Here is a 23,082-nt window from a genome sequence, read left to right on the forward strand (position 1 = left end):
TCACGAGATCGAAAGCTGCACTGTATGGTTATCTTGGATAATTCCAATAGTTCTAGCGGCTATCGGAATTTGGAGATCTCGTGTTGAAAAAATAAAGATTTCTTTTTTTTATAGAGTAGATCGTTATTTGGCATGGGCTTTGTTCGGAGGCGCAGCTGTTAGTGTTATATTGTTCTTTATCCGCATATGGTTTAAAAATATGGAGATGATGGACTTTGTAGAAGGTAAAAAGACGCATTTTCATATTTTTTTACCTACTATGTTTTATTTATTCTTCTAATTTTTATTCCGTTTTTAGGAGGGGAAATTTGTTGGAGGGGGTTATCTTTGGCAAAAATGGAAAAATTATCCTCTTAAAGGAGGAGTAGCTATTTGGCTGCTTTGGTGCTTATCAAGTATTCCTCTAGTTTCTATTCCTCAAGGCATTCCTTATATGGCTTTCTATAATCTTATGATTTTTCCTCCACTTTAAAAATTTTCAATTCAAAACAAAAAAATAGAGAATCGCACGCCATAAAATTAGGACCTACAAGAAAAGCCTTGCTCTTTATGAAATAGCCCCTTTCTCCACCCAAAAGGAGTGAGTGGTATCTGGAAATTTGTCTTTAATTGCATTTGCTGAGCAAATAAATACCTGTTTAAACCGACTAAAACAGGAGATAAGGTTTTCTTGCCTTTTAGGATCTAGCTGCATTCCAAAGTCATCGATACACAAGAGAGGAGAGTAGCCTATCTTTTTTTTCATCCAATTCCATTGAGCGAGCTTCAAAGCATAGACTAAAGAGCGCTTTTGTCCCTCGCTAGAGAAATTTTTGGCTTGTTTGCCAGATAGTAAAAAAAGAAGATCCTCTCGGTGAGGTCCTAGGGTAGTTGTTTTTAAAAGCATATCTTTATGTCTATTTTTTTCCCATTTAAGTAAAAGAGAGGAGTCTTTTTTGGTAAGAGAGGATTGATAATAAATATCTAAAAGATCTTTTTTGTTAGAGAGTAAAGATAACCATTCTGCAGCTGGGTCTAATAGATAAGAGCTCAACTCTGCCCTTTTATCTATAAGATATAGGGCAGAGGGAAGCATAATTTGCTCCCATGCAGATAGGGTTTGTATGTCTTGCGTGCGCAAGGCATAATTGCGTTGTTTCATAGCTTTGTAATACCTACTCAAGTGATGCAGGTATAAAGGATCTGCTTGTGATAAGTAAATATCTAAAAAACGTCTTCTTTCATTAGGCATTCCAATGATTAAAGCAAGGTCATTAGGATATGACAAAACAGAAGGCAGGATTCCTATAATATTTGCTAGCTTTGGATAGTTTGTGCGATTGTGTTGGATGCGTTTAGTAGTTTCATCATAGTAAACTTGTAATTTTTGCGGAAGCTCATCCTTAATAAAATGAGCTTCGAGATAAAAGTACTGCTGGCCTTCTCTAATAAGATCACTTAAGTTATGTGTTCTAAAAGAACGACCAGTGCTTAAAAAGTAAATGGCTTCTAAAACACTTGTTTTTCCCTGGCCGTTATTTCCATAGATCAGATTAGTCAAAGCAGAAAAATGAAAATCTGTTTCCTTATGATTGCGAAAATTACGTAGAATAAGGTGTTTAAGATACATTCACTTCTAAGCGCATAGGCATAATAACAAACTGAGCAGAAGTGGAGTCAGTAATCAATCCTGGATTATAGGGATCGCTAATGCTAAAATTTACAGATTCATCTTTGCTATGCCGTAACATATCTAAAAAATAGTTAGGGTTAAAAGCTATCTCCAATTTCTCTCCTCCATAATTGACAGGCATATGTACCTTGCCTTCACCAATAGATCCACTCATAGCAGATAGGTGTAATTCTCCTGTTGTAAAAGTAAAACGCACAGAATTGCTATTTTCTGAAGTAAATAAAGAAACTTGCCTTAGCAAAGAAATCAACTCATCACGATTTAAAGCAATGGGATTTGCGATTTGTTCAGGAATAACGCGACTCACATCTGGATATTGACCTGAGAGCAGTTTAGTAATTAAAATAGCTGATTTAAACTCAATAGCAACCTTATCGGGCATAAGAGTTAAAGTAACGGGATCGTCCTCTTTGCTATCAAGCAGGCGAATCATTTCTTCAATAGCTTTTAAAGGAATAATATAAGAACTTAAGCCAGAAGGGATATTATTAATTTCTATATTATTTTTTGCTAGACGTTTTCCATCTGTTCCAATAAATACAATAGTATTTTCTGTGCTTTGCAATAAAATTCCATTAAGAGCGTGCTTGCTATCATCACGAGCTGCTGCAAAAGAGGTGCGTGACAATAGATAACTTAATTGGGAGGATGATAAGGTTAACTGCGCTCCTTCTGATAGATTAGGAAATTTAGGAAATTCATCTTTGTGCATTCCTTGGATTCTAAAATGAGAAGTACCAGCATTTACTAGAGCTATTTCTGAAGAAAGAGCATGAATTTCTACTTGTACAGAGGTTAATTCACGAATTAATTGAAAAAACCTTTTAGCAGGAAGTGTAATGGCTCCTTCTTCTAAAACTTTGGCTCCTACATAGGTTCGTACACTTACAGTAAGGTCTGTTACACTTAAGATGAGTTGGTCATCGATAGCCTCTATCAAAATGTTAGATAAAATAGGAATGGTTGGTTTTACGGGGACTATGTTTTGAATCTTACCAACTAGATTGACAAGCTCTATTCGGGTGATGACGACTTTCATGATATACTTCTCCTTAACTTAAGATATCAGCATAATCAAAAAGGGAAAATCAGTCTATGCGATTGCGCATTGCTTGTTGAATTGTTTTTGTATGTTCTTTTTCTTTTAGCGCTTGTCTCTTGTCATAATTCTTTTTACCTTTTGCACAAGCAACTTTAACTTTCACAAATCCATTTTTTAGATACATGGAAAGAGGGATTAGGGTAAATCCTTTTTCTTGGGAGAGGTTTTTTAATCTCATGATTTCTCGTTTATGTAAAAGCAAAAATCGATCTCGTTTATCTTCATGGTTAAAGATATTTCCAAAGCGATAGGGAGCAATGGAAGCATTTTTTAAAAGAACTTTTTCTTGTTGTGATATTAAGATATAAGCATCACTTAAACTGCCCCCATGATCGCGCAAAGATTTTACTTCTGTGCCGGATAAAATAATACCAGCTTCAAATGTTTCTATAATTTCGTAGTCATAAAAAGCGCGTCTATTAGAAACAAGTTCTGATTCCTTATGTTTTGACATGTCTTTTACCCAAGAAAATCTTTTCCATATTCTGTTACGCGAAAACAACGATGATTTTGATAACTACCTAACTCTACAATTCCTAATTCAGATAACCATTCTAAAATAATTGCTTCAATCAAAATAAGTTCTCTAGAGTTGTAAAAAGGAAGTGTGTATTTCCAATTTCTACCTTGTTTTTTTAAGATGACACTAGATTCTTCGCTTAAAGTAGTAGTCATACCTTTAAGAAAATCTTCAAATAAAACCCATTCGGAATAAGCTACTCTTAAAACACTTTTTTCTATGTCTCTTAAGACGCGCTCGTTAAATGAACCAATCATTTCTGGTGCATAAGAATGACGATACAACAATAAAGATTTTTGGGGGTTAGTTAAGCCAAACCATTCATTTGCTTTGTCTAATAAAGAAAGGCTTTTATTCTTAACAGAAGCTAAGTTCAATAACTCTATTTTTTTTAGTAAACGTTCAATATATTTTATATGATTCTTATTTGTTGCGTTTAGGTGCAAACAATTAGCTAGCTCAAGTGTATCTCTATAGAAAAAGGGCTGTTTTTTTGCTAAAGATATAAGAAAAGTGATATCTTCAAGAAAACAAAAATCTCGCATGCTTTCTCTTTTAACAGAGTTTGCGCAAAGCGTAGTAGGTTGTGTTTTACGTAAAAAAAGTAAATAATCTTTCCATTCTTGAAAAAATGTAATTACTTCCACCCATTTAGAATCTATCTTTTTATAGGTTAAACAACATATAAAGTGAAACTCTAACAATAGTACAATTGTTTGAAATTGTTCCGGAGAAAGGGAGTATTTAACCATCAAATCATTTACATAAAGCAAGTGTTCAGGAGCATCTAGAAGATCTTTCAGTATGTCTTCCATAATAGGGTCCGGAAACTGTAGAGTTGATAAATAGCGTTGAAATATCTGAGGTGTTAATAAATATTTTTCTACAATAGAATCAAAAATACGATCAGATGTTCGAGAGATGTTATACCAAATGGGAAGGGTGTGAATAGGAACTTTTTTCAATAATTCTTTTAAGAATTCCATACCAGGCTTAAAATCAGGATCAAATGCTGTTATTCTAGCTGCAAAATACTTGCGTTTTTCCTTATCAACGGTAATTACAGAGCCATTTAATGAAAGCAGTCCGTTTTTAATAAATTTTTTTACACTTGGAATTAATTCTTTTTCTTCATAGTTCAAAGCTTTACTTAGATCTTGAAAGGCTATTTTTAAAGGACTATAGAAAATTTCTTGTAAAAGTTCTAGATCTCGGGCAGATAATTGAGAAATCAATAATCTGTTTTCAATATCTTGCTTGTAGTTGTAGTCCCCCAAGCAGATTTTGTTTTTTTTAATCAAACTAATTTCTAGCATGCTTTTAGAACCTACTGTATAAGTCTTGAAAAGACAAACAAGGATGGTACTAGATTGTTTGATTTGTAGCAAGGAAGGATATTAATATTTAAATAACTTAAAATAAACAACTTATGTATAAAGCCCAAAAACTGGACAAAAGATAAGGATTCGCGTTAAGCTTATATGTTAAATTATTGGGCAGGACTATGACAAAGAAAAATTATAACCATCAAGCAATTGAAAAAAAATGGCAAAAAATTTGGGAAGAAAGACAGTTATTTCAGGTCGAAATAGATGCTAGTAAGCCTAAGTATTATATTTTAGATATGTTTCCTTATCCTTCTGGTTCAGGGTTACATGTAGGCCATGTAACAGGATATACAGCAACAGATGCAATTGCGCGCTATAAAAGACAAAAAGGATTTAATGTACTTCACCCTATGGGATGGGATAGTTTTGGTTTGCCTGCAGAGCAATATGCTATTCGTACCGGAACTCATCCAGCAAGCACTACGCAAAATAATATTAATACCTATAGACAGCAACTTAAAAAGTTGGGATTTAGTTACGATTGGAATAGAGAAATTGCAACAAGCGATCCTAAGTATTATAAATGGACACAATGGCTTTTTACTAAACTATATAATAAAGGACTTGCTTATGAAGCAGAGGTTTTAGTCAATTTCTGTCCAACCTTAGGAACTGTTTTAGCTAATGAAGAAGTTGAAAATGGCAAAGCTAAAGAAGGAGGATATCCGATTGAGAGACGTCCTTTGCGCCAATGGATGCTTAAAATTACCTCTTATGCAGATCGTTTGCTTAAAGATCTAGAATTAGTAGATTGGCCAGATCACTTAAAAAGGTTACAAATGAATTGGATTGGACGTAGTGAAGGTGCAAAAGTTCACTTTGAAGAAACACAAACGAAACAAACAATCACTGTATTTACTACTCGTCCAGATACGTTATTTGGTGTGACTTATTTGGTACTATCTCCAGAGCATCCTCTTGTTTCATCAATTACAACAGAGCCTTATCGCAAACAAGTTCAAAAATATTGCAAAGAAATCTCTGGGAAGAGCGACTTGGAAAGGACAGAGCTTAATAAAGAGAAAACAGGTGTATGGACAGGTGCTTTTGCTAAACATCCTATTACAGGCCAAGATATTCCCATTTGGATTTCAGACTATGTGTTAATGGGATATGGAACAGGAGCTGTTATGGCAGTTCCTGCTCATGATGAAAGAGATTTTGCTTTTGCTAAAATCTTTCATCTACCCATTATCGCTGTTATCATTCCTAACGAAACCGATCAAGATGTGCAATTTGGCAAACTTTGTTGGACAGAAGAGGGGACATATATTAATAGCTCTTTGGGTTCTTTAAACTTACATGGTTTAAATTTAGAAGCAGCAAAGCAAGCAATGGTTCACTGGCTACAAAGCCAAGGAAAAGGAGAGGAAACCGTTAATTACAAACTGCGCGATTGGTTATTTTCTCGCCAACGTTATTGGGGTGAGCCTTTTCCTATTCTTCATTTCTCTGATGGTACTAGGCGGGTTTTAGATTTAGATGAGTTGCCTTTATGTCCTCCTGAATTAAAAGATTTTAAGCCAGCTTCTACTGGAGAGAGTCCTCTTTCTAAAGTTAAAGAGTGGGTACACATTACAGACCCTAAAACATGTCAAATAGCTCAAAGAGAAACAAATACCATGCCGCAGTGGGCGGGATCTTGTTGGTATTATTTACGTTTTTGTGATCCTCATAACCCAGATAAACCATGGAGTGAAGAAGCAGAAAAGTATTGGATGCCAGTAGATTTGTATGTAGGAGGGATAGAGCACGCAGTGCTTCATCTTTTGTACGCACGTTTTTGGCATAAAGTATTTTATGACTGTGGTCTTGTCAGCACTCCTGAACCTTTTCAAACCCTGCGCAATCAAGGTCTTATTTCAGCTAGATCTTATCAATTACATCAAGGCGGTTATGTAGCACCAGAGGAGGTCTGCAAAGAAAATGGCAAATTTTTTAAACTAGGTACCAAAGAGTTGCTACATTCCCAATTAGAAAAGATGTCTAAATCAAAACTCAATGGAGTAACACCAGATCACATTATTTGTGAATATGGAGCTGATTCCCTTCGTCTTTATGAGATGTTTATGGGTCCATTTGATAAAGAAAAACTCTGGAACAGCGATGCTGTAAATGGATGTTATCGCTTTTTAAATCGTTTTTATGACTTGGTTACTTCAGATAAAATTTGTGATGAAGATACAGCTGAAGGATTGAAGTTATCCCACCGTTTGGTCTATCAGGTTGAAAAAGAGATAGAGGCAATGCAATTTAATACAGCTATTGCTAAAATGATGGAATTTATCAATGCTTTTTCACCTCTTGATTCTTATCCTAAGCAAGCTCTAAAAATGGCTATTCAAGTATTGTACCCCTTTGCCCCTCATATTGCAGAAGAGTTGTGGGAATATTTAGGTGAAATGAAAAGCTTAACCTATCAGCCATTTCCTATTTTTGATCCAAGCTATTTAATAGATGAAACAGTCTTATATATAGTACAAATAAATGGTAAGGTAAGGGGGAAATGGTCTTTGCCTAAAGAACAAACCAAGGAAGAATTGCTATCTTTTTTACAAAAACAACCACAGATTATAAAATATTTACATAAGCCGATTACTAAAGTAATCTTTATTCCTGATAAACTGATTAATCTTGTATGCGATGTTTAGTTTTTTTTATAATATCTGTCTTATGTTACTAGGGTTATTTGCCCTGCCTAAGTTTCTTCTTTCTTGGAGTAAATACAAGGGAACTATTTTATATAGATTGGGATTAAAACCTCCTGATCTACCACTCTCTTCTACACCTGTAATTTGGATTCACGCTGTATCAGCAGGTGAGACAAAAGCTGCCATCCCTTTAGTAGCTCAACTACAACAAACTTTTCCTTTTGCACAAATTGTGGTTTCTAATACCACTCGTGCAGGGCACATGGAAGCTAAAAAAAATTTACCTCAAGCAAAAGCTCATTTTTTTCTTCCTTTGGATTTTTCATGGATTATGGACCGCTTAGTAAAACAAATATCACCCAGAGCCCTTTTCTTAGTAGAAAGTGACTTTTGGTTTCATTTGGTTTACCATGTAAAAAAAATAGGCGGAAAAGTTGTGCTAGTAAATGGAAAAATATCAGACCGCTCTTATAAAAGGTTTCAGTTTTTTTCTTATTTTACACGGAAATTATTTTCTTTATTTGATCTTTTTTTAGTACAAAACAACGCATATTTTGAAAGGTTTTCTCATCTTATTAGTTCTCATAAAATCTACATAACAGGTAATCTCAAGTGGGATGTTAAGCCAGATCTTCTATCTTCTTCTCAAAAAGAGGGTTTAAAAGAACAGTTTAAATTAGCTAATAAAACAATCATTATAGCTTCAACACATGATCCAGAAGAGAAGTGGTTACTTGAAAAACTAGATCTACTTTGGCAGTTATTTCCCACTTTAAAAGTGCTTATAGCCCCTCGTCATCCTGAACGTTTTCAAAACGTTAGTTCTCTACTACAAAAAAAGAACTACTCTTATGCTCTTTCATCTAATCCTTCCCAAATCACAGGAGAAGAACAGGTGATTTTAATTGATCAAATGGGACAGCTTACTAAGTTATATCAAATAGTCGATCTTGCTATTGTAGGGGGAAGCTTTATTCCCCATGTTGGAGGGCATAATATTTTTGAACCCGTATCGGTTGGAACGCCTGTGCTTTTTGGACCACACATGCACACACAAAAAGATTTACAACAACAGATCTTAGCAGCCCATAGTGGGATGGAGATTACCTTAGATAGTCTAGTTGAAACAATCTCCAGATTGCTCTCTTCCCCTTTATCTATTTCTCAAAATAGCTCTTCCATGCAAGGAGCAACTAAAAAAACTATCGACCTTTTGCAAAATGTTATTGAGCTAAAAGCTCAAGCGCGTTAAACTCATGCTTTCTTTATCGCGGGGTGGAGCAGTGGTTAGCTCGTTGGGCTCATAACCCAAAGGCCGGAGGTTCGAATCCTTCCCCCGCTATTTTTTCTGGCGGCATAGCTCAGCTGGTTAGAGCGGCGGAATCATAATCCGTAGGTCGTTGGTTCGAGCCCGACTGCCGCTATTTCCGGTTTTCTTGTTCACAAGTATCTATCAGCTATGTTTTATCTTTGTCTAACTCCGTTAGTTCTTGAATAAACTAAGAAAAGAAAACCTTGCCTAGCAGATCCTATCAGTAATGATCTCAAAAAAACTAATTTTACAAAATCTCTGAAAACGCCTTTAAACAGCTATAGGATCAAATGAATTGATTTATGGTATAAATTTGTGCATGTAAGTTAAAAAATAACGCGCCATATGTCATTACAAGAGATTTTTCTTCAGTCAATTTCTTAAGGAGATGGTTCTTATTTAAAAAAAAATTTACTTTGCTAAATCTTTTTCTTATCATTAACATCTCTTTTAAAAAAAAAAAAGGGGGGGGTCTGTAAGATAAAATAGCAAACAGGAGTATGTATAAAAGTACATTGCAAAAATTACTAGAGTATTGTCATCCTTAGTAAGGTAAACATCTTAATCATCAATTTACAAGCTCTCAATACGGAAGCTATATTTAAAAAAAATCTTAAGAGGAGTACATGTCTATTTCACCTTCATCACCAAATTTACCTGGACCATCATTAGATCTTTTTTCCTGCTTTCCTGATGCAGTTGAAACTCAAGAAGCTCCTTCAAACCAAGAGCTTTCTCTAAAAGATCGGATTAAATCAGTTATAGATCGCTTGGGTTACACAATCCATTTATCTTCTAACCCACCACCTAAACTCCTGCCTTTAGGTTTGGCAGAAGCACAATATGAAGTAGATAAAAAAAAGTTTTTTGAAAAAAAACCACAGTCTTATGAGGAAGCAAGAATAAAGGTTTTGAACGACCCACTAAGGCTTTGTGAGTGGTCTTGGGGTCATCGACTTGAAAAAGAAAATCTAGAACTATATAGCGATCTTGAATTTCGTAAAGAAAAAGTAAAAGCATATGCAGACAGCCTTTTTTATGGTACTGCGAAGCTCCCTTGGCACCGAAAAGAAGAACACTGGCTCATAATGACTTTTTGCGAGGAAGAATTACATGACCTCTATAGAAGAGAACCAAAATATCTAAGGCAGAATATTACCCATAACCTTTGGATGCTTAGAGGTAATAATGATCCCATTCTTGCTAAACATAAGAAAGAATGGGATCAACTATCACCCTCTGAAAAAGCAGAGAAGGTTTTCGGGAAACACAGAAAATATGAAGTTACAGCTGGAGTTTCTTTTGTGGCTGCTTGTTTTTTTTTATGCCAATACCTCTTGCTTTATCAACGATTGCAACCACCGCAACAGCCATCTACGTTTTAAAGAAATATAATAAATAGGAGAGTCTCTACATGATACTAGAAAAAATTAGAACTGCTTTTCCAGAAATCAATCGAACACAAGAGCAAGATCTGCTGATTGGATCTACCTGCTTAGCTTTAACAGATCAAGAAAGAGACGCCATAGAAAATCTTAACTTTAACAAGTACCAATCTAGCCTTGACGAAAAAAAAAGCAAGGAGATCTCTTTGAAAGTATCAGAAACAGTAGCTAGCGCTCAATGGTGGGGAAAAGTTACTGGCTGTGCAGCCGGTGGAGCTGGTGCAGGAGCCTCCGCTTGGTATTTGGCTGCCTTATCGCCATTCTGGACTGCAGCAAGTGGAGTAGCAGGAGGATACTTAGGATTCCACGCTGGCAAGCAGAAGGGAGGAGATATTGGCCATGCAATATCTATGAAAAACGTGACTAACTCACCTGAATTTGTTTGTTGGAAAGATGAAAAGTATGTAACCGTAGTTCTTCCAACTCTTTCTAGATATGTCGATCTTGATAAAGAAAGCAAAACACAACTTACCTGTCCAATTACTTTTGATTGGATGAAAGAGCCTGTGCGAGCTAAAGACGGTCATGTCTATGAAAAAGCAGCGATTATTAAGCATTTAGCAACTTGGCCAGGAAGGGTAACGGAGATGCTCGCATTGCGGCCAATACAAACGCTTATTCCAAAAGATGCACAAGAAATTTTAAACACTAGTTCTCCTTTTAGAAACGGTTATATATCAATAGATGAATTAAAAGAACTTCCAGGTTATTACGAAGAAACTGTTAGATCATTAATATTCGAATATAATATGAAAGTTTTAAACCAACGTGCTATTGTTAATCAAGCTAACAATCAAGCACAAGAGTTGCCTGAAGAGGTAGCTAAAGTGGTTAAATTTTACTCAATGACTCAAGAGAAAAGGGACCATATTAAAGCTGATATGCGGAGAGATTTATTGATTCACAGGGTGTTCAGACCAGATGAACAAACGGAAGAAGATCAAGCTCTTGACCTTCTAACAGCAGCTGCTAAACCGCCAGAATTAATAAAATTCATGGTCTAATCTTTGCGCGTAGACTTTTTCTGTGCGCTAATTTCCTTATTTCAAGATAGCAGGTGATTTCCTGTCATTCAAAAAAGATCATCCATTGTCAGTTGGTTATCAATCACTGACAGATAATGTGAATTCTTTTTAACACCATACGTAGTTACCATGGTCACAAATAGAGTTTTAGTAGTTTCTGTTTGCTTTCTAAAAACACTTTTTTTATTCTGTAATTTTTCTTCATAAGGTTTATCGATGATAAATTCCGAAGAGCTATATTTCATTTCACATAAATTGATACATTTATCTGCTCTATCTATAACAAGATCTATTTGCGCCCCTTGCTCCTTAATTGCTTTTTTAGGCAGATAGCGCCACCCTGACTCAATGGTGCTTATACCTGAAATACCAAGCGCTTTTTTTATTTTCTGTATGTGTTTTAAGCAAAGCGATTCAAAGGCACAGCCACTCCATGTATTCCACTTGGGTGTGCTCTGTTTCTTTATCCAGAATTCTGAATCAACACTTTCTAAACCCATCTTAGAGTTTTCTACAATCCAGGTTAGGTAAAAAAGCGAGTATTCGTCAATCAGCCGATAAATTCCTCCAGCTTTTTTTTTGTTAAAGGAAGGAACATGTATAAGAAAACCCGCATCGATTAATTCTTCAATAATTCTGCTTGAGGTTCCACCTGAGGTTAACTTTGTTTTGTTTAAAAGTTCGTTTTTTGTAAGTCCATCTACAGCCTTAGCAAGAGCTTTTACGATAGCTATATGATGCTCATAGTTCTCAAAAAGAGACCTATAAAGATTATCAAATTCGTTATAAAGCCCACCATTTAAGGAAAAGCACACATCATTGATGATTTGAGTTGCAGATTTGCCTCGGTCTATGTAAGAAAGATATTTTGGGACTCCTCCCATTGCCATATAAATATCAATGATTTGTTTTCTATCTAATTCAATATGACGGGATTTAAGATATTTTTCTGTTTCTAAGAGAGAAAAAGGAAGCAGGCGCATTTTTTTTGTTACTCTGCCATATAATCCTCCTTTGTTGTTTATAATGTTTCTAATAATCCAGGATGCGGAAGATCCACAAATAATAAGGATCACATTTTTTTCTCTAGATATATAGCGATTCCAAAAGTGTTCTAGAGCATTTAAAAATTTAGACCGGGGAGAAGCCAGCCAGGGAACTTCATCAAAAAAAAGAATGATTTTTTTATCTTTTATTCTTTCAATAGCTTCATGCAATAAATTCAAGGCCTGAGCCCAATTTTCTGGAGGAGTAGTTCGTTTCCTTTGATTAAACTGACGGGAAAATTCATAGGAAAATTGAAAAAGTTGCTCCGTTTTAGATCCTTCTTTCATTCCTGTTATCTCAAAGTAAATGCCTTTGTTTTTAAAAAATTCACTAATAAGGAATGTTTTGCCTATTCTTCTTCTTCCATAAACAGCAAGGAATTGAGGCTCCGTTGACTCATAAATCTCCTGGAGCATTTCCAACTCTTTTCTTCGACCAATAATAGCGTTCATTTTTTCTTGTGTTTTCATCGATTGTAACATGAAACCCAGCGAAAAATCAATAATTTAAAGTGTTTTCGCTGGGTTTCATCTAAACTCCAGCGAAGCTATATTCAAAAAACACAACTAGATACGAACAAGGAAGCATGATTTTTGTTTATAATAAATTAAGTTTTTAATTCAGATTTTTTCTGTGCTTCTCGTAATTTTAAATATTTGTAAAAAGTAGTATGTCCATTATAGGTTGAAATAATAAAACCTTCAACGCCTTGCTTTAAACCTTTTTTTAGAAAGTAGCTTTTGAAAAAAGCAAAAGAGCCATGAAAAATGGCTTGAGCTAAGGAAACTGGCTTAGAGGTTTTTTTCTGAGCAGCAAAAAAATCTGAGTAGACTTGCATTTTTTTCAGAAAGTCATGGATGTTTCGATAAGGTATATGAAAGAGGGGATAAGAGAAGGGGTGGATTTGCATCTCTTGAGAAGAGACTTTTTCATGAACCATAGAATTGGTAAATTGGGTTTTTTTTCTGTGATATAAACGGATGATCGGATCTGGATACCAGCCTCCGCAGCTTTTAATCCACTTCCCATTAAAGAAATTATGTCGATCTATTTGATAGACAAAGTTGGGGTCTAAAGAGGTGTTTAGAATCTCTTGAGATAGTTTGGAAGAAAGGACCTCATCGCTGTCTAAGGCTAGAATCCAGTCGTGAGTGGCTGATTTAGCAGCTTTGTTTCGAGTAGGACCAAACCCAATAAACTCAGATTGGTTTATTTTGACATTAGGGAATTGTTTAGCTATATCTAATGTTGTATCGGTTGAACCTGTGTCATAGACTAATACTTCGGGAAAGCCTCGTACAGAGGAGAGTGTATCTTCTAGGGTTTCTTGAGAGTTTTTTGTAAGAACAATTACTGTAATCATATCAAAATTACTAGATTTAAGTGTTGTGCCTATGTTACAGTTTTTCGCTTGTGAAAGCAAATTTTAAACAGAAAAGGTTTTTAGCATGTCTATAAAAAATGCATATACTTTTGATGATATAGCTCTTGTTCCGCAATTCAATAATGTTCCTTCTCGTACAGAGCCTTCTTTAGAGACGTGGCTAACTAAAAAACTTAAGATGTCACAACCGATCTTATGTTCCAATATGGATACAACAATAGGAGAGACACTAACTCCTATTTTACTACAAGAAGGGTCCATACCTATTTTTCATCGTTTTGCCAACTTTGAAATACAAAAGCAGTGGGTTGAGAAATACACAGATAAAATATTTATCTCATGTGGAATTCAAAATATTGATCAAACAAGGCGGTTACTTGACTTAGGAGCAGCTGGTGTATGTATTGATGTAGCACACGGCCACTCAGATAGAATGTTCTATTTTATTCAAGAGCTTAAACGCACTCACCCAGATAAAGAGATCATAGCGGGGAATGTATGTACCGCTATGGCATATCACGATCTGGTTAATGCAGGTGCTGATGCAGTAAAAGTAGGTGTTGGTCCAGGAGCTGCTTGTACAACTCGTATGGTAACCGGTTTTGGAGTGCCTCAATTTACAGCGATTTACGATTGTGCAAAAATAGCGGAAAAACTTCGTGTTCCCTTAATCGCGGATGGGGGAATTCGCAATAGCCGGGATTTGGTACTTGCTTTAGCAGCAGGTGCTAGCACTGTTATGATTGGAAAATTATTTGCTATGACAGAAGAGAGCTCATCTCCTAAGAGAGACTCTGAAAATGGAAGAGAAGCTAAATTTAGAGGCCAAGCTAGTGCTGATTTTCAAACCGACTTTTATGGAGGGTTAAAGGATAAAACAGTTGCTGAAGGGATCGACTTTTGGGGCCCTGTTAGCGGATCGGCTAAAGAGTTGATAGATTCTCTTTTAGGGGGCTTGCGCAGCGGATTAACCTATGGAGGGGCTCGCAATATTAAAGAATTGCAGCGCAAAGCTGAATTCGTAATAGTCACAGCTAATTATCTAGGAGAAAGTTGCCCTAGACCCATCTGTTTTTCTTAATTTTTTTTAATTAAGAAGCTTTTTTATTAGTAAAAAAGCTTCTGTGCTTTAAATCATTACCTGATATTATCTTGAGTGGTTTAAAATTTAAGATATTTCGAAAGATATGCAATTTAGGCAAGAACTTAATAAATTTTCTAAAACAGAGCGCTTGTTTATTATGGGCGCCATGCTTTGCGGATTTTTTATTTTAGCTGATTATTCTATCATTTACCCTGTAAGTAATTCTTTGTTTATTTCTACTTATGGAACACAATTTTTCCCCTATGCTTGGCTGGTATCCATCCCTTTAAATCTACTGCTTGTTGGACTGTATAATAAATATTTACCTAAGCTTGGTTGCTTAAAAACCTATTTAATACTAGCAGGCAGCACTGTAGCTATAAACTATTCTTGCGCTTTATTTATTAAACAACATGCCTCTTTATCTTTTTTCCTCTATGTTTGGAAAGATGTTTACGTCATGCTGATGTTTCAACAGCTATGGTCTGTAATCCATTCTACCGTGTCATTAAAGCGGGCTAAATATCTTTATGGAATTTTTTTTGGCGTAGGGGGATTAGGATCGCTAACTGGGAGCTTGTTGCCAGGTTTTTTTGCAGTGAAAATGGGATCCGAGTCTTTACTATACATTACGTTACCTCTTTATTTGTGTTTAACAGCTGCTTTTATACTCACCTTGAAAAAGAGTAATACAGGGGTATCTCTTCCTTTAGAAGAAAAAAAAGATGCTAGAGACGCCTTAATGCATGGGATTCAACTCATTCTGAATTCTAGAATATTGGTTTTTATTGCTTTAAGTGTTCTTTTTATGCAACTTAGCGCTACTTTAATCGACTATCAATTTAATATTTTTTTAGAGAAATCCATTACGGTTAAAGATCTACGAACAGAATATACCGGCCGAATGCAAGCCATTGGTTTAAGCTTCACGGTACTTATGCAATTTCTTGGAACTTATTTACTTGTACAAAGAGTCGGCGTAAAACGTTTGCATATCGCCCTGCCCTCTATTTTATGTATTATGAGTATTCTTTGTTTTCTTTTTCCCAGTTTTGGGATAGTCACTTTTACGGTTATCCTTTTGAGATCTTATAACTCCTCTTTATTTAGCATCATCAAGGAAATGCTATATATTCCTTTAAACCCTGACCAAAAGTTTCGGGCAAAAGCCTTTATTGATGTGTTTCTCTTCCGTTTTGCCAAAATATTTGCATCCTTGATTATTTTAAGCCTACAATTTGCCTTAACCACGCTGTTACTGCCTGTCCTCAATTGGATTAGTATTAGTGTCTGTGTAACTTGGATAGTTTTTGCGGTATATCTATTTAAAAAAATGACTCCTTCGTTAGAAGTAGGGGAAAATGTTTAAGTTATTTAGACAAAATAAGTTTTCTGCAACAGAGCATCTTTTTATTATAGGTGCTATGTTGTGTGGGTTTTTTATTTCCGCAGATTATTCTATCATTCGACCTGTAAGTAATTCTTTATTTATTGCAAAATATGGAACGCAATTTTTCCCCTATGCTTGGCTTTTCTCTATTCTTTTAAACCTACTTCTTGTTGGGATATATAATAAATATTTACCTAAACTTGGTTGCTTAAAAACCTATTTGATAGTAGCAGGCAGCATTGTAGCTATAAATTACAGCTGTGCTTTATTGATAAAGCAACTTTCTTTTCTAGTTTTTTTTCTCTATATCTGGAAAGAGATTTACATCATGCTGATGTTCCAGCAATTGTGGTCTATCATTCATTCGACAGTATCTTTAAAACACGCTAAGTACCTTTACGGAATTTTTTTAGGAGCGGGAGGAGTCGGATCTTTACTGGGTAGTTTATTGCCGGGATTTTTCGCAGTAAAAGTGGGTTCTGAGTCTTTATTATATATGACTCTGCCGCTTTATTTATGTTTAACAGCTGCTTTTATACTCACCCTAAAACAGAGCAAACAAGGTCACTCTCTACAACTAGAAGAAAAAATAGGTACTAAAGAGGCACTTCTACATGGCGTTAAATTAATGATAAATTCCAGAACATTGACCTTTATTGCTTTATGCGTTTTATTCATGCAGCTTAGCGCTACTTTAATCGACTATCAATTTAATACTTATCTAGAACAAACAATTATTGGTAAGGACTTGAGGACTCAATATATAGGGCGCATACTGGGTATTGGCCTTGGCATTTCTGTTTGTATGCAGTTTTTCGGCACGTATTTTCTCATCCAAATGATGGGAATAAAACGTTTGCACATAGGGTTCCCTATACTTTTAGGCTCGATGAATATCCTCTCTTTTCTTTTTCCAGGTTTTACTATAACCACTCTTGTTTTTATCCTTTTAAAAGCTTGCGATTTTTCTTTATTTACCATCATTAAGGAAACGTTATATGTTCCTCTGAGCTCGGATGAAAAATTTAGAGCAAAAGCTTTTATCGATGTGTTTCTCTATCGTTTTGCTAAAGTGTTTGCTTCTCTGATTATCTTAAGCTTGCAAGTGGTTTTAACCAGTTATTTATTGCCTGTTCTTCACTCCATTAGCATTTGTGTTTTTATCATATGGGTAGCTATTGCTATATATTTATTAAAAAAAATGGACGCTTCAGAATTAAAAGATAAAAATGCTTAAAAGATCTAAAGAATATCTATTTATCCTAACAGCTATGTTGTGCAGTTTTTTTATCTCGATGGATTATGCAATTGTTCGTCCTGTAAGCAATGCTTTGTTCATTACCGATTACGGTGTAAATTTCTTCCCTTATGCTTGGCTTTTTTCCATTCCTTTAAACCTACTTCTTGTTGGTTTGTACAATAAATATTTACCTAAACTTGGTTGTTTAAAAACCTACTTAAGCTTAGCGATTGCTGTTATACTCATTAATTGTGCATGTGCTACCTGGATCCATAAGGTTCCTTTCTTAAGCTTTTTTCTTTATGTCTGGAAAGATGCTTATATTATGCTTATCTTCCAGCAGGTTTGGTCTTTAATTCATGTAAATATATCGATGAAGAGAGCTAAATACCTCTATGGGTTCTTTTTTGGAATAGGGGGATTAGGATTTTTATTAGGAAGCTTGTTTCCTAGCTTTTTAGCTGTAAAAATAGGCTCTGAGTCTCTTTTGTATATAACACTACCTCTTTATGTTTTTTTGAGTTTTTTATATGTAATGATGTTAAAACAGAGCAAACAAACGGAAATCTTTCCTTTAGAGAAAAAACAAGGTTTAGAAACTGTTCTACATGGTCTTAAGTTGATTGCGGGCTCACGTGTATTGATCTTTGTTTCTCTAGCGGTTATTTTTATGCAAGTAATCTCTACTTTAGTCGATTACCAATTTAATACTTTTTTAGAAGAACTTGTTACTGAAAAGGACTTAAGAACTCAATATAGTGGTCGTATTCAAACAATTGGTCAAACCTTTACTACAGCCATGCAATTTTTAGGCACCTACTTTCTAGTGCGGTTTTTTGGGGTCAAACGCCTTCATGTAGGTATCCCCATGCTTTTATGCATCATGAGCATTTTTTGTTTTCTTTTTCCTGCCTTTGGCATGATTACTTTTACTTTTGTCATATTAAAAACTTTTGATTTTTCTTTATTTAGCATCATTAAGGAAATGTTATATATTCCTCTGAACTCGGATGAAAAATTTAGAGCAAAAGCCTTTATTGATGTGTTTCTCTATCGTTTTGCTAAAGCCTTTGCTTCTTTAATTATCTTGAGCCTGCAGGCTATTTTAAGTACGAGTATGCTACCTATTTTGAATGCAGCCATTGTTTTTATCTTTACTATTTGGATAGCAGTAGCTATGTACCATTTGAAAGAAACCGATCTTAGTTATAGCATGGGAAGTATAAAATGAAAGAAATACAAACCTCTCTACAATCAGAAAAGCTTTTAAATCATCCCACATATAATAAAGGAACTGCGTTTACTTTAGAAGAAAGAGATGTATTTCACTTACATGGATTACTACCCTTTCACGTTTCCACTCTAGAAGAACAGGTAATTCGTCGATATCAGAATTTTCTGACTCAAAAAGATCAACTCTCTAAATATACGTTCTTATCATCTCTGCAAGATCGCAATGAGGTGCTCTTTTATCGGCTAGTATTGGATCATATTTCTGAAATGCTTCCCTTTATCTATACTCCAACAATAGGAGAGGTATCGCTGCAGTTTAGCAGCTTATACCACCAACATCGTGGAGTATATCTCTCTTATCCACTCCAAGATAGAATAGAAAAGATCATAGTCGATCTTCCTCAGAAAGAACTAGATGTTGTTGTTGTAACAGATGGAGAACGCATTCTAGGTCTAGGGGATTTAGGGATAGGGGGTATGGCAATTCCTCAAGGCAAGCTTTCTTTATATACTTTATTTGGAGGCATTCATCCTTTAAGGACTCTACCTATTCTTTTAGATGTAGGAACCAACAATCAAACCCTTTTAAATGATCCTCTCTATTTAGGTTGGCGCTATCCTAGAATTTCAGATGATTTGTATTACGATTTTATCGATCGATTTATCAAAGCTTTAAAAAAACGATTCCCTAAGGTTTTGTTACAATGGGAAGATTTTTCTAAAACACATGCAAAACCTTTATTGGAAAAATATCAAGATATCATTTGCTCATTTAACGATGATATTCAAGGGACAGCTGCTGTTACTCTGTCAGCTCTTTTATCTGCCATTCAAGGATCTCTTCTCTCAGAACAAAAAATCGTGGTATTTGGAGCTGGATCAGCTGGAATTGGGATCTCACATCTGATAGTAAAAGCCATGCAAGAAGAAGGTTGTAGTGAACAAAGAGCAAGAGAAAACTTTTATATGATAGATAAGCAAGGGTTAATTCACACAGGATTATCCAACTTAGATAACGAGCAAAAAAAATTTGCTCGTGATTATCAAAGTTTACAGCAATGGGAATTAGACTCTTCCATTTCTTTATTAGAAGTCATTAAACAGGTAAAACCAACCATTCTCATCGGAGTTTCTGCTCAAGCAAAAGCTTTTACAAAAGAGGCTGTAACAGAAATGGGAAAGCATATAGAGAACCCGATTATTTTCCCTCTATCCAACCCAAATTCTCGCTCAGAAGCAACACCTAAAGAGCTTCTACACTGGACTAAAGGTAGAGCTATTATTGCAACAGGCAGTCCCTTTGAAAGCATTGATTACGATAATAAACAATACGCCATTGCACAATGTAATAACGTCTATATTTTTCCAGGCATCGGTCTAGGAGCTATTGCAGCTCAGATTCCTAAGATCACTGACGAAATGTTTATTCAAGCAGCTTATGTACTATCAAAACATTCTTGCTTACCCAATTTATTCCCGCCCCTTAAGCTCTTAAGAGAGGTAAGTCGTGAGATTGCTTTAGCAGTGATTGCTACAGCAGAAAATCAGGAATTAATTACTCCTATGACAAAAGAGATAAGAGAACAGCTTGTGGACCAAACCATCTGGTTTCCTTCTTATCCCAGCTATAGCTTCAAACAAGAATAGCCTTATTTTTTTAGAAAGTGTTTTAAAGCTTGCTCATAATTGGGCTCCTGAGTGATCTCTGGGACAAGTTCTGTATAAATAACCATGTCATTTTCATCTAGAACAACGATAGCTCTTGCACACAAGTTAGCAAGAGGCCCATCTAGCATTAAAATTCCATACGCCTCAGCAAAATCTTTAGAACCCATCATTGAAAGACAAACAATAGCATTTATTTCTTCTGCGCGGCAAAAACGATTTTGCGCAAAAGGCAAGTCTGCAGAGATATTTAAAACAATTCCTGCTTCAGGGTTTGTTTTCATGTCTTGATTGAATTTTTTAGCAGATAAAGAGCAAACGGCTGTGTCTAAACTAGGCACTATAGAAATCAACTTACGTTTATTAGAATAATCCTTTAGAGAGCGTTTTTTTAAATCTTTATCTATTAAAACAAAATCTGGCGCTTGTATCCCTAACTTAGGCAATGAACCGCTTATATGAATAGGGGCCCCTTTAAAAGTAACTTCCATGAATAGCTCTTTTTTTAAGTTAAAAATTTTTACTGTTTAAGTTTAATCAAAAACCTTTTTTGCTAGTATACTTTTTTCTCCTTCAGAACAAGCGACAAGAACTGCACAGCAGCTGTCGCTAAATACATTTACAGCTGTTCTACACATGTCTAATAAACGATCAACTGCAATAAACAAACCAATCCCATCAATAGGAAGTCCCATGGTTTTTAAGATTACAATAAGAGCAACTAAACTAGCAGAGGGAACACCCGCTACTCCAATAGAAGAGATCAGTGCAAGTAAAACTATAGAAAACTGTGTAACAAAAGAAAGTTCAATTCCATAAGCTTGTGCAATAAACATAGCTGCTACACACTCATATAAAGCCGAGCCTGACATATTCAAGGAAGTTCCCAAAGGGATAACTAAACTACAAATACGATTGGATACGCCTGCTCTTTTTTCTACGCAATCAATAGTAACAGGGAGAGTAGCTGAAGAAGAACTAGTAGAAAATGCAGTAATGATAGCAGGACTCATAGCTTTAAAATGACGAACAGGAGAAACCTTAGCTGCCCATTTTAATAAAAGAGGAAGAGCGATTAAGGTAAAAAATATAAACCCTAAAAAGACCGTTACTGTAAATAATCCCATGGAATAGAGTGAATGCAATCCTGTTTCAGATATGGTTTTAGCAACAAGAAAAAAAACCCCTACAGGTAAAAATTTAATAACTACATGGGTAAATTCAATCATAATTTGAAAGACACCTTTTGCAAAATCTAAAACGGTTTGAGAAAAGCTGGATTTAACCTTAGAAATACAATATCCAAACAGTAAACTAAAAAAGATAATTCCCAGCATTTCTGTTTTAGCAAAAGCTGCAAAGATGTTCGAAGGAATAACCTTTAGAAGAAGCTCTGAAAAGCGATGATTTGCTTGCGTTTCAACCAATCGATGCTTCATGTCTGTTAAATCAGAAGAAATGGACACATGCTCTGGGGTAATAGAAAAACCAGGACCGATTACATTCACAAAAAAAAGCCCTATTAAAATAGCTAAAAGAGTTGTGCTTATGTAAAAAATTACCATCTTTAATCCCAGTCTTCCTACAGATTTTTGATCTCCTACACGAGCAATACCTGTAATCACAGAAGAAGCAACCAAAGGGATTACAACCAGAGTTAAAGCATTAATAAATAAAGAGCCAAAAAACTCATAAAACGGATGAAATGATGAAAATAGATCTATACCAAAAATACTCTTTCCTTGCTGCGTATAATCTCCGATAATAATTCCTAAAGCGATTGCAATTAATACTTTCCAAGGGCTTTGTTTTTTTTTACTAGTCATTACTTTGTATTCCTTTAAATTTATGCAATTCCTATACTAGTCTAACTAGATTTTTCATTTTTATCTATTCTCTTATGCCTGAATTGCCAGAAGTTCAAACTACTGTTAACCAATTAAAAACCTTTGAAAAAAAACATCTTATTATAGCCAAGGTACATGATCTTAAACTAATAACGCAAAAAGCACTCGATTCACTCAAAGGCAAAATTCTTTTATCTGTTACCCGTCGTGGAAAATATGTGCACTTCTCTTTTGAAAATCGATCTTTAATCGTTCATTTGCGTATGACAGGACAGTTTCTTATAAAACAGAAAAAAGAAAAGCACGATCGTGCAACCTTTTTCTTTTCTGATCAGCCTCCGCTTTTCTTTAAAGATACCAGACGTTTTGGGACCTTCTTAATTACTAATCATCCAGAAGAGGTTTTTCAAAAGCTAGGTAAAGAGCCTTTTGACCTTACATCAGAAGAGCTGTATCATCTGCTATTATCTAGAAAACAAGCTCTCAAAACAGCACTACTAGACCAAACCTTGATTGCTGGTTTAGGTAATATTTATACCGACGAGACCCTCTGGAAAGCCGCTCTTCATCCACAAAAAAAATCCTTTAGTATTTCCTTTACACAAGCAAAGGTCTTGCTTCTTGCCATTCGAGAAGTTCTGCAAAAAGGACTCAATCAAGGAGGAACTAGCTTAGGGGAGGGAAATGCCAACTTTCATGCTATAAATGGCCAAACGGGCAAAAATCAAAAGCTTCTATGGGTCTATGCCAGAGAAAAGCAACCCTGTCTTCGTTGTAAAAACCCTATTCAGAAAATAATCTTTCAACAAAGAGGAACTCACTTTTGTCCACTTTGTCAAGAGATTTGAGTTTATTTAAATACTACAAGTTAGCAATATCATGAATAAAATATAGTAATTTGAATTTAAAATTTCCATTAACTACACACTTGTAAAAAAGATTGATTAATATCTCTTTCTTGATAGAAGTAGGAATATGCCATGTAAGCATCATACTTCTTTGTTGTGAAAGTTTAAAATTAAATTGCTATAGGATCCGATTAGCTATTCATCTTATGATGTAAAAATATATTTAAAT

General features: G+C 35.1%; 18 protein-coding genes and 2 tRNA genes. 12 read left to right on the forward strand and 8 right to left on the reverse strand.

What is annotated here, in order from left to right; translation table 11 throughout:
* Positions 1-547 precede the first annotated feature (547 nt).
* Genes recF through RHAB15C_RS03480 form a run of 4 tightly spaced genes read right to left on the reverse strand, consistent with a single transcriptional unit; the run spans position 548 to position 4,610 of the window.
* Positions 548-1,609 carry a DNA replication/repair protein RecF gene (recF, locus tag RHAB15C_RS03465; RefSeq protein ID WP_194845633.1) on the reverse strand — a complete coding sequence of 354 codons (1,062 nt, stop codon included), beginning with the start codon at positions 1,607-1,609 and terminating at the stop codon, positions 548-550.
* On the reverse strand, positions 1,599-2,711 hold the full coding sequence (gene dnaN, locus RHAB15C_RS03470) for a DNA polymerase III subunit beta (protein WP_194845632.1): 1,113 nt from the start codon (positions 2,709-2,711) through the stop codon (positions 1,599-1,601). The genes recF and dnaN overlap by 11 nt, the downstream gene beginning before the upstream one ends.
* Before the next feature lie 49 nt (positions 2,712-2,760).
* On the reverse strand, positions 2,761-3,228 hold the full coding sequence (gene smpB, locus RHAB15C_RS03475) for an SsrA-binding protein SmpB (protein ID WP_194845631.1): 468 nt from the start codon (positions 3,226-3,228) through the stop codon (positions 2,761-2,763).
* Positions 3,229-3,233: 5 nt separating this feature from the next.
* Complete coding sequence (locus tag RHAB15C_RS03480) at positions 3,234-4,610, reverse strand: hypothetical protein (RefSeq protein WP_194845630.1); 1,377 nt, start codon at positions 4,608-4,610, stop codon at positions 3,234-3,236.
* Between the two features lie 188 nt (positions 4,611-4,798).
* Between RHAB15C_RS03480 and leuS the strand changes: the two genes are divergently transcribed.
* From leuS to RHAB15C_RS03510, 6 genes are all read left to right on the forward strand, one after another.
* Positions 4,799-7,333, forward strand: coding sequence for a leucine--tRNA ligase (gene leuS, locus RHAB15C_RS03485; RefSeq protein WP_194845629.1), 2,535 nt, complete (start codon positions 4,799-4,801; stop codon positions 7,331-7,333).
* Between the two features lie 22 nt (positions 7,334-7,355).
* Positions 7,356-8,585: a 3-deoxy-D-manno-octulosonic acid transferase gene (locus tag RHAB15C_RS03490; protein WP_220716022.1), complete on the forward strand. Its 1,230-nt coding sequence runs from the start codon at positions 7,356-7,358 to the stop codon at positions 8,583-8,585.
* Between the two features lie 17 nt (positions 8,586-8,602).
* Positions 8,603-8,675, forward strand: a tRNA-Met gene (locus RHAB15C_RS03495).
* An 8-nt stretch (positions 8,676-8,683) separates the two neighbouring features.
* Positions 8,684-8,757 (forward strand) — tRNA-Met (locus RHAB15C_RS03500).
* 514 nt (positions 8,758-9,271) lie between these two features.
* Positions 9,272-10,030, forward strand: coding sequence for a hypothetical protein (locus RHAB15C_RS03505; protein ID WP_194845627.1), 759 nt, complete (start codon positions 9,272-9,274; stop codon positions 10,028-10,030).
* A gap of 29 nt (positions 10,031-10,059) precedes the next feature.
* Positions 10,060-11,094 (forward strand): U-box domain-containing protein, encoded by a 1,035-nt coding sequence (locus tag RHAB15C_RS03510; RefSeq protein WP_194845626.1) that lies wholly within the window; start codon positions 10,060-10,062, stop codon positions 11,092-11,094.
* A gap of 68 nt (positions 11,095-11,162) precedes the next feature.
* On the opposite strand, the gene RHAB15C_RS03515 is transcribed toward RHAB15C_RS03510, so the two are convergent.
* The gene (locus RHAB15C_RS03515; protein ID WP_198424183.1) at positions 11,163-12,644 is read right to left on the reverse strand and encodes an AAA family ATPase; all 1,482 of its coding nucleotides are present in this window, start codon (positions 12,642-12,644) and stop codon (positions 11,163-11,165) included.
* Positions 12,645-12,769: 125 nt separating this feature from the next.
* Positions 12,770-13,525 carry a glycosyltransferase family 2 protein gene (locus RHAB15C_RS03520; RefSeq protein ID WP_194845625.1) on the reverse strand — a complete coding sequence of 252 codons (756 nt, stop codon included), beginning with the start codon at positions 13,523-13,525 and terminating at the stop codon, positions 12,770-12,772.
* Positions 13,526-13,610: 85 nt separating this feature from the next.
* Between RHAB15C_RS03520 and RHAB15C_RS03525 the strand changes: the two genes are divergently transcribed.
* The 5 genes from RHAB15C_RS03525 to RHAB15C_RS03545 all read left to right on the forward strand — a co-directional run bounded on the left by RHAB15C_RS03525 (position 13,611) and on the right by RHAB15C_RS03545 (position 20,140).
* Positions 13,611-14,627: a guanosine monophosphate reductase gene (locus RHAB15C_RS03525; protein WP_194845624.1), complete on the forward strand. Its 1,017-nt coding sequence runs from the start codon at positions 13,611-13,613 to the stop codon at positions 14,625-14,627.
* 106 nt (positions 14,628-14,733) lie between these two features.
* Positions 14,734-15,999, forward strand: coding sequence for an Npt1/Npt2 family nucleotide transporter (locus tag RHAB15C_RS03530; protein ID WP_194845623.1), 1,266 nt, complete (start codon positions 14,734-14,736; stop codon positions 15,997-15,999).
* On the forward strand, positions 15,992-17,257 hold the full coding sequence (locus tag RHAB15C_RS03535) for an Npt1/Npt2 family nucleotide transporter (protein ID WP_194845622.1): 1,266 nt from the start codon (positions 15,992-15,994) through the stop codon (positions 17,255-17,257). Before RHAB15C_RS03530 ends, RHAB15C_RS03535 begins: the two co-directional genes overlap by 8 nt.
* The gene (locus tag RHAB15C_RS03540) at positions 17,250-18,491 is read left to right on the forward strand and encodes an Npt1/Npt2 family nucleotide transporter (RefSeq protein WP_194845621.1); all 1,242 of its coding nucleotides are present in this window, start codon (positions 17,250-17,252) and stop codon (positions 18,489-18,491) included. The genes RHAB15C_RS03535 and RHAB15C_RS03540 overlap by 8 nt, the downstream gene beginning before the upstream one ends.
* The gene (locus RHAB15C_RS03545; RefSeq protein WP_194845620.1) at positions 18,488-20,140 is read left to right on the forward strand and encodes an NAD-dependent malic enzyme; all 1,653 of its coding nucleotides are present in this window, start codon (positions 18,488-18,490) and stop codon (positions 20,138-20,140) included. The genes RHAB15C_RS03540 and RHAB15C_RS03545 overlap by 4 nt, the downstream gene beginning before the upstream one ends.
* A 2-nt stretch (positions 20,141-20,142) precedes the next feature.
* Here RHAB15C_RS03545 and tpx read toward each other — a convergent pair whose 3' ends face one another.
* Both tpx and RHAB15C_RS03555 read right to left on the reverse strand, forming a co-directional pair.
* Positions 20,143-20,649, reverse strand: coding sequence for a thiol peroxidase (gene tpx / locus RHAB15C_RS03550; protein ID WP_194845619.1), 507 nt, complete (start codon positions 20,647-20,649; stop codon positions 20,143-20,145).
* Between the two features lie 42 nt (positions 20,650-20,691).
* On the reverse strand, positions 20,692-21,984 hold the full coding sequence (locus tag RHAB15C_RS03555; protein WP_194845618.1) for a dicarboxylate/amino acid:cation symporter: 1,293 nt from the start codon (positions 21,982-21,984) through the stop codon (positions 20,692-20,694).
* A 74-nt stretch (positions 21,985-22,058) separates the two neighbouring features.
* Here RHAB15C_RS03555 and mutM point away from each other — a divergent pair, with 74 nt between their 5' ends.
* On the forward strand, positions 22,059-22,853 hold the full coding sequence (gene mutM, locus RHAB15C_RS03560) for a bifunctional DNA-formamidopyrimidine glycosylase/DNA-(apurinic or apyrimidinic site) lyase (RefSeq protein ID WP_194845617.1): 795 nt from the start codon (positions 22,059-22,061) through the stop codon (positions 22,851-22,853).
* The last annotated feature ends 229 nt before the right edge of the window (positions 22,854-23,082 follow it).

Origin of the sequence: Candidatus Rhabdochlamydia porcellionis (genome assembly GCF_015356815.2) — a bacterium.
Lineage (GTDB): Bacteria > Chlamydiota > Chlamydiia > Chlamydiales > Rhabdochlamydiaceae > Rhabdochlamydia > Rhabdochlamydia porcellionis.

Coding starts and splice junctions, on each gene's coding strand:
- recF (WP_194845633.1), bottom strand. CDS start 1,609: ATGTATCTTAAACACCTTATTCTACGTAATTTTCGCAATCATAAGGAA.
- dnaN (WP_194845632.1), bottom strand. CDS start 2,711: ATGAAAGTCGTCATCACCCGAATAGAGCTTGTCAATCTAGTTGGTAAG.
- smpB (WP_194845631.1), bottom strand. CDS start 3,228: ATGTCAAAACATAAGGAATCAGAACTTGTTTCTAATAGACGCGCTTTT.
- RHAB15C_RS03480 (WP_194845630.1), bottom strand. CDS start 4,610: ATGCTAGAAATTAGTTTGATTAAAAAAAACAAAATCTGCTTGGGGGAC.
- leuS (WP_194845629.1), top strand. CDS start 4,799: ATGACAAAGAAAAATTATAACCATCAAGCAATTGAAAAAAAATGGCAA.
- RHAB15C_RS03490 (WP_220716022.1), top strand. CDS start 7,356: ATGTTACTAGGGTTATTTGCCCTGCCTAAGTTTCTTCTTTCTTGGAGT.
- RHAB15C_RS03505 (WP_194845627.1), top strand. CDS start 9,272: ATGTCTATTTCACCTTCATCACCAAATTTACCTGGACCATCATTAGAT.
- RHAB15C_RS03510 (WP_194845626.1), top strand. CDS start 10,060: ATGATACTAGAAAAAATTAGAACTGCTTTTCCAGAAATCAATCGAACA.
- RHAB15C_RS03515 (WP_198424183.1), bottom strand. CDS start 12,644: ATGTTACAATCGATGAAAACACAAGAAAAAATGAACGCTATTATTGGT.
- RHAB15C_RS03520 (WP_194845625.1), bottom strand. CDS start 13,525: ATGATTACAGTAATTGTTCTTACAAAAAACTCTCAAGAAACCCTAGAA.
- RHAB15C_RS03525 (WP_194845624.1), top strand. CDS start 13,611: ATGTCTATAAAAAATGCATATACTTTTGATGATATAGCTCTTGTTCCG.
- RHAB15C_RS03530 (WP_194845623.1), top strand. CDS start 14,734: ATGCAATTTAGGCAAGAACTTAATAAATTTTCTAAAACAGAGCGCTTG.
- RHAB15C_RS03535 (WP_194845622.1), top strand. CDS start 15,992: ATGTTTAAGTTATTTAGACAAAATAAGTTTTCTGCAACAGAGCATCTT.
- RHAB15C_RS03540 (WP_194845621.1), top strand. CDS start 17,250: ATGCTTAAAAGATCTAAAGAATATCTATTTATCCTAACAGCTATGTTG.
- RHAB15C_RS03545 (WP_194845620.1), top strand. CDS start 18,488: ATGAAAGAAATACAAACCTCTCTACAATCAGAAAAGCTTTTAAATCAT.
- tpx (WP_194845619.1), bottom strand. CDS start 20,649: ATGGAAGTTACTTTTAAAGGGGCCCCTATTCATATAAGCGGTTCATTG.
- RHAB15C_RS03555 (WP_194845618.1), bottom strand. CDS start 21,984: ATGACTAGTAAAAAAAAACAAAGCCCTTGGAAAGTATTAATTGCAATC.
- mutM (WP_194845617.1), top strand. CDS start 22,059: ATGCCTGAATTGCCAGAAGTTCAAACTACTGTTAACCAATTAAAAACC.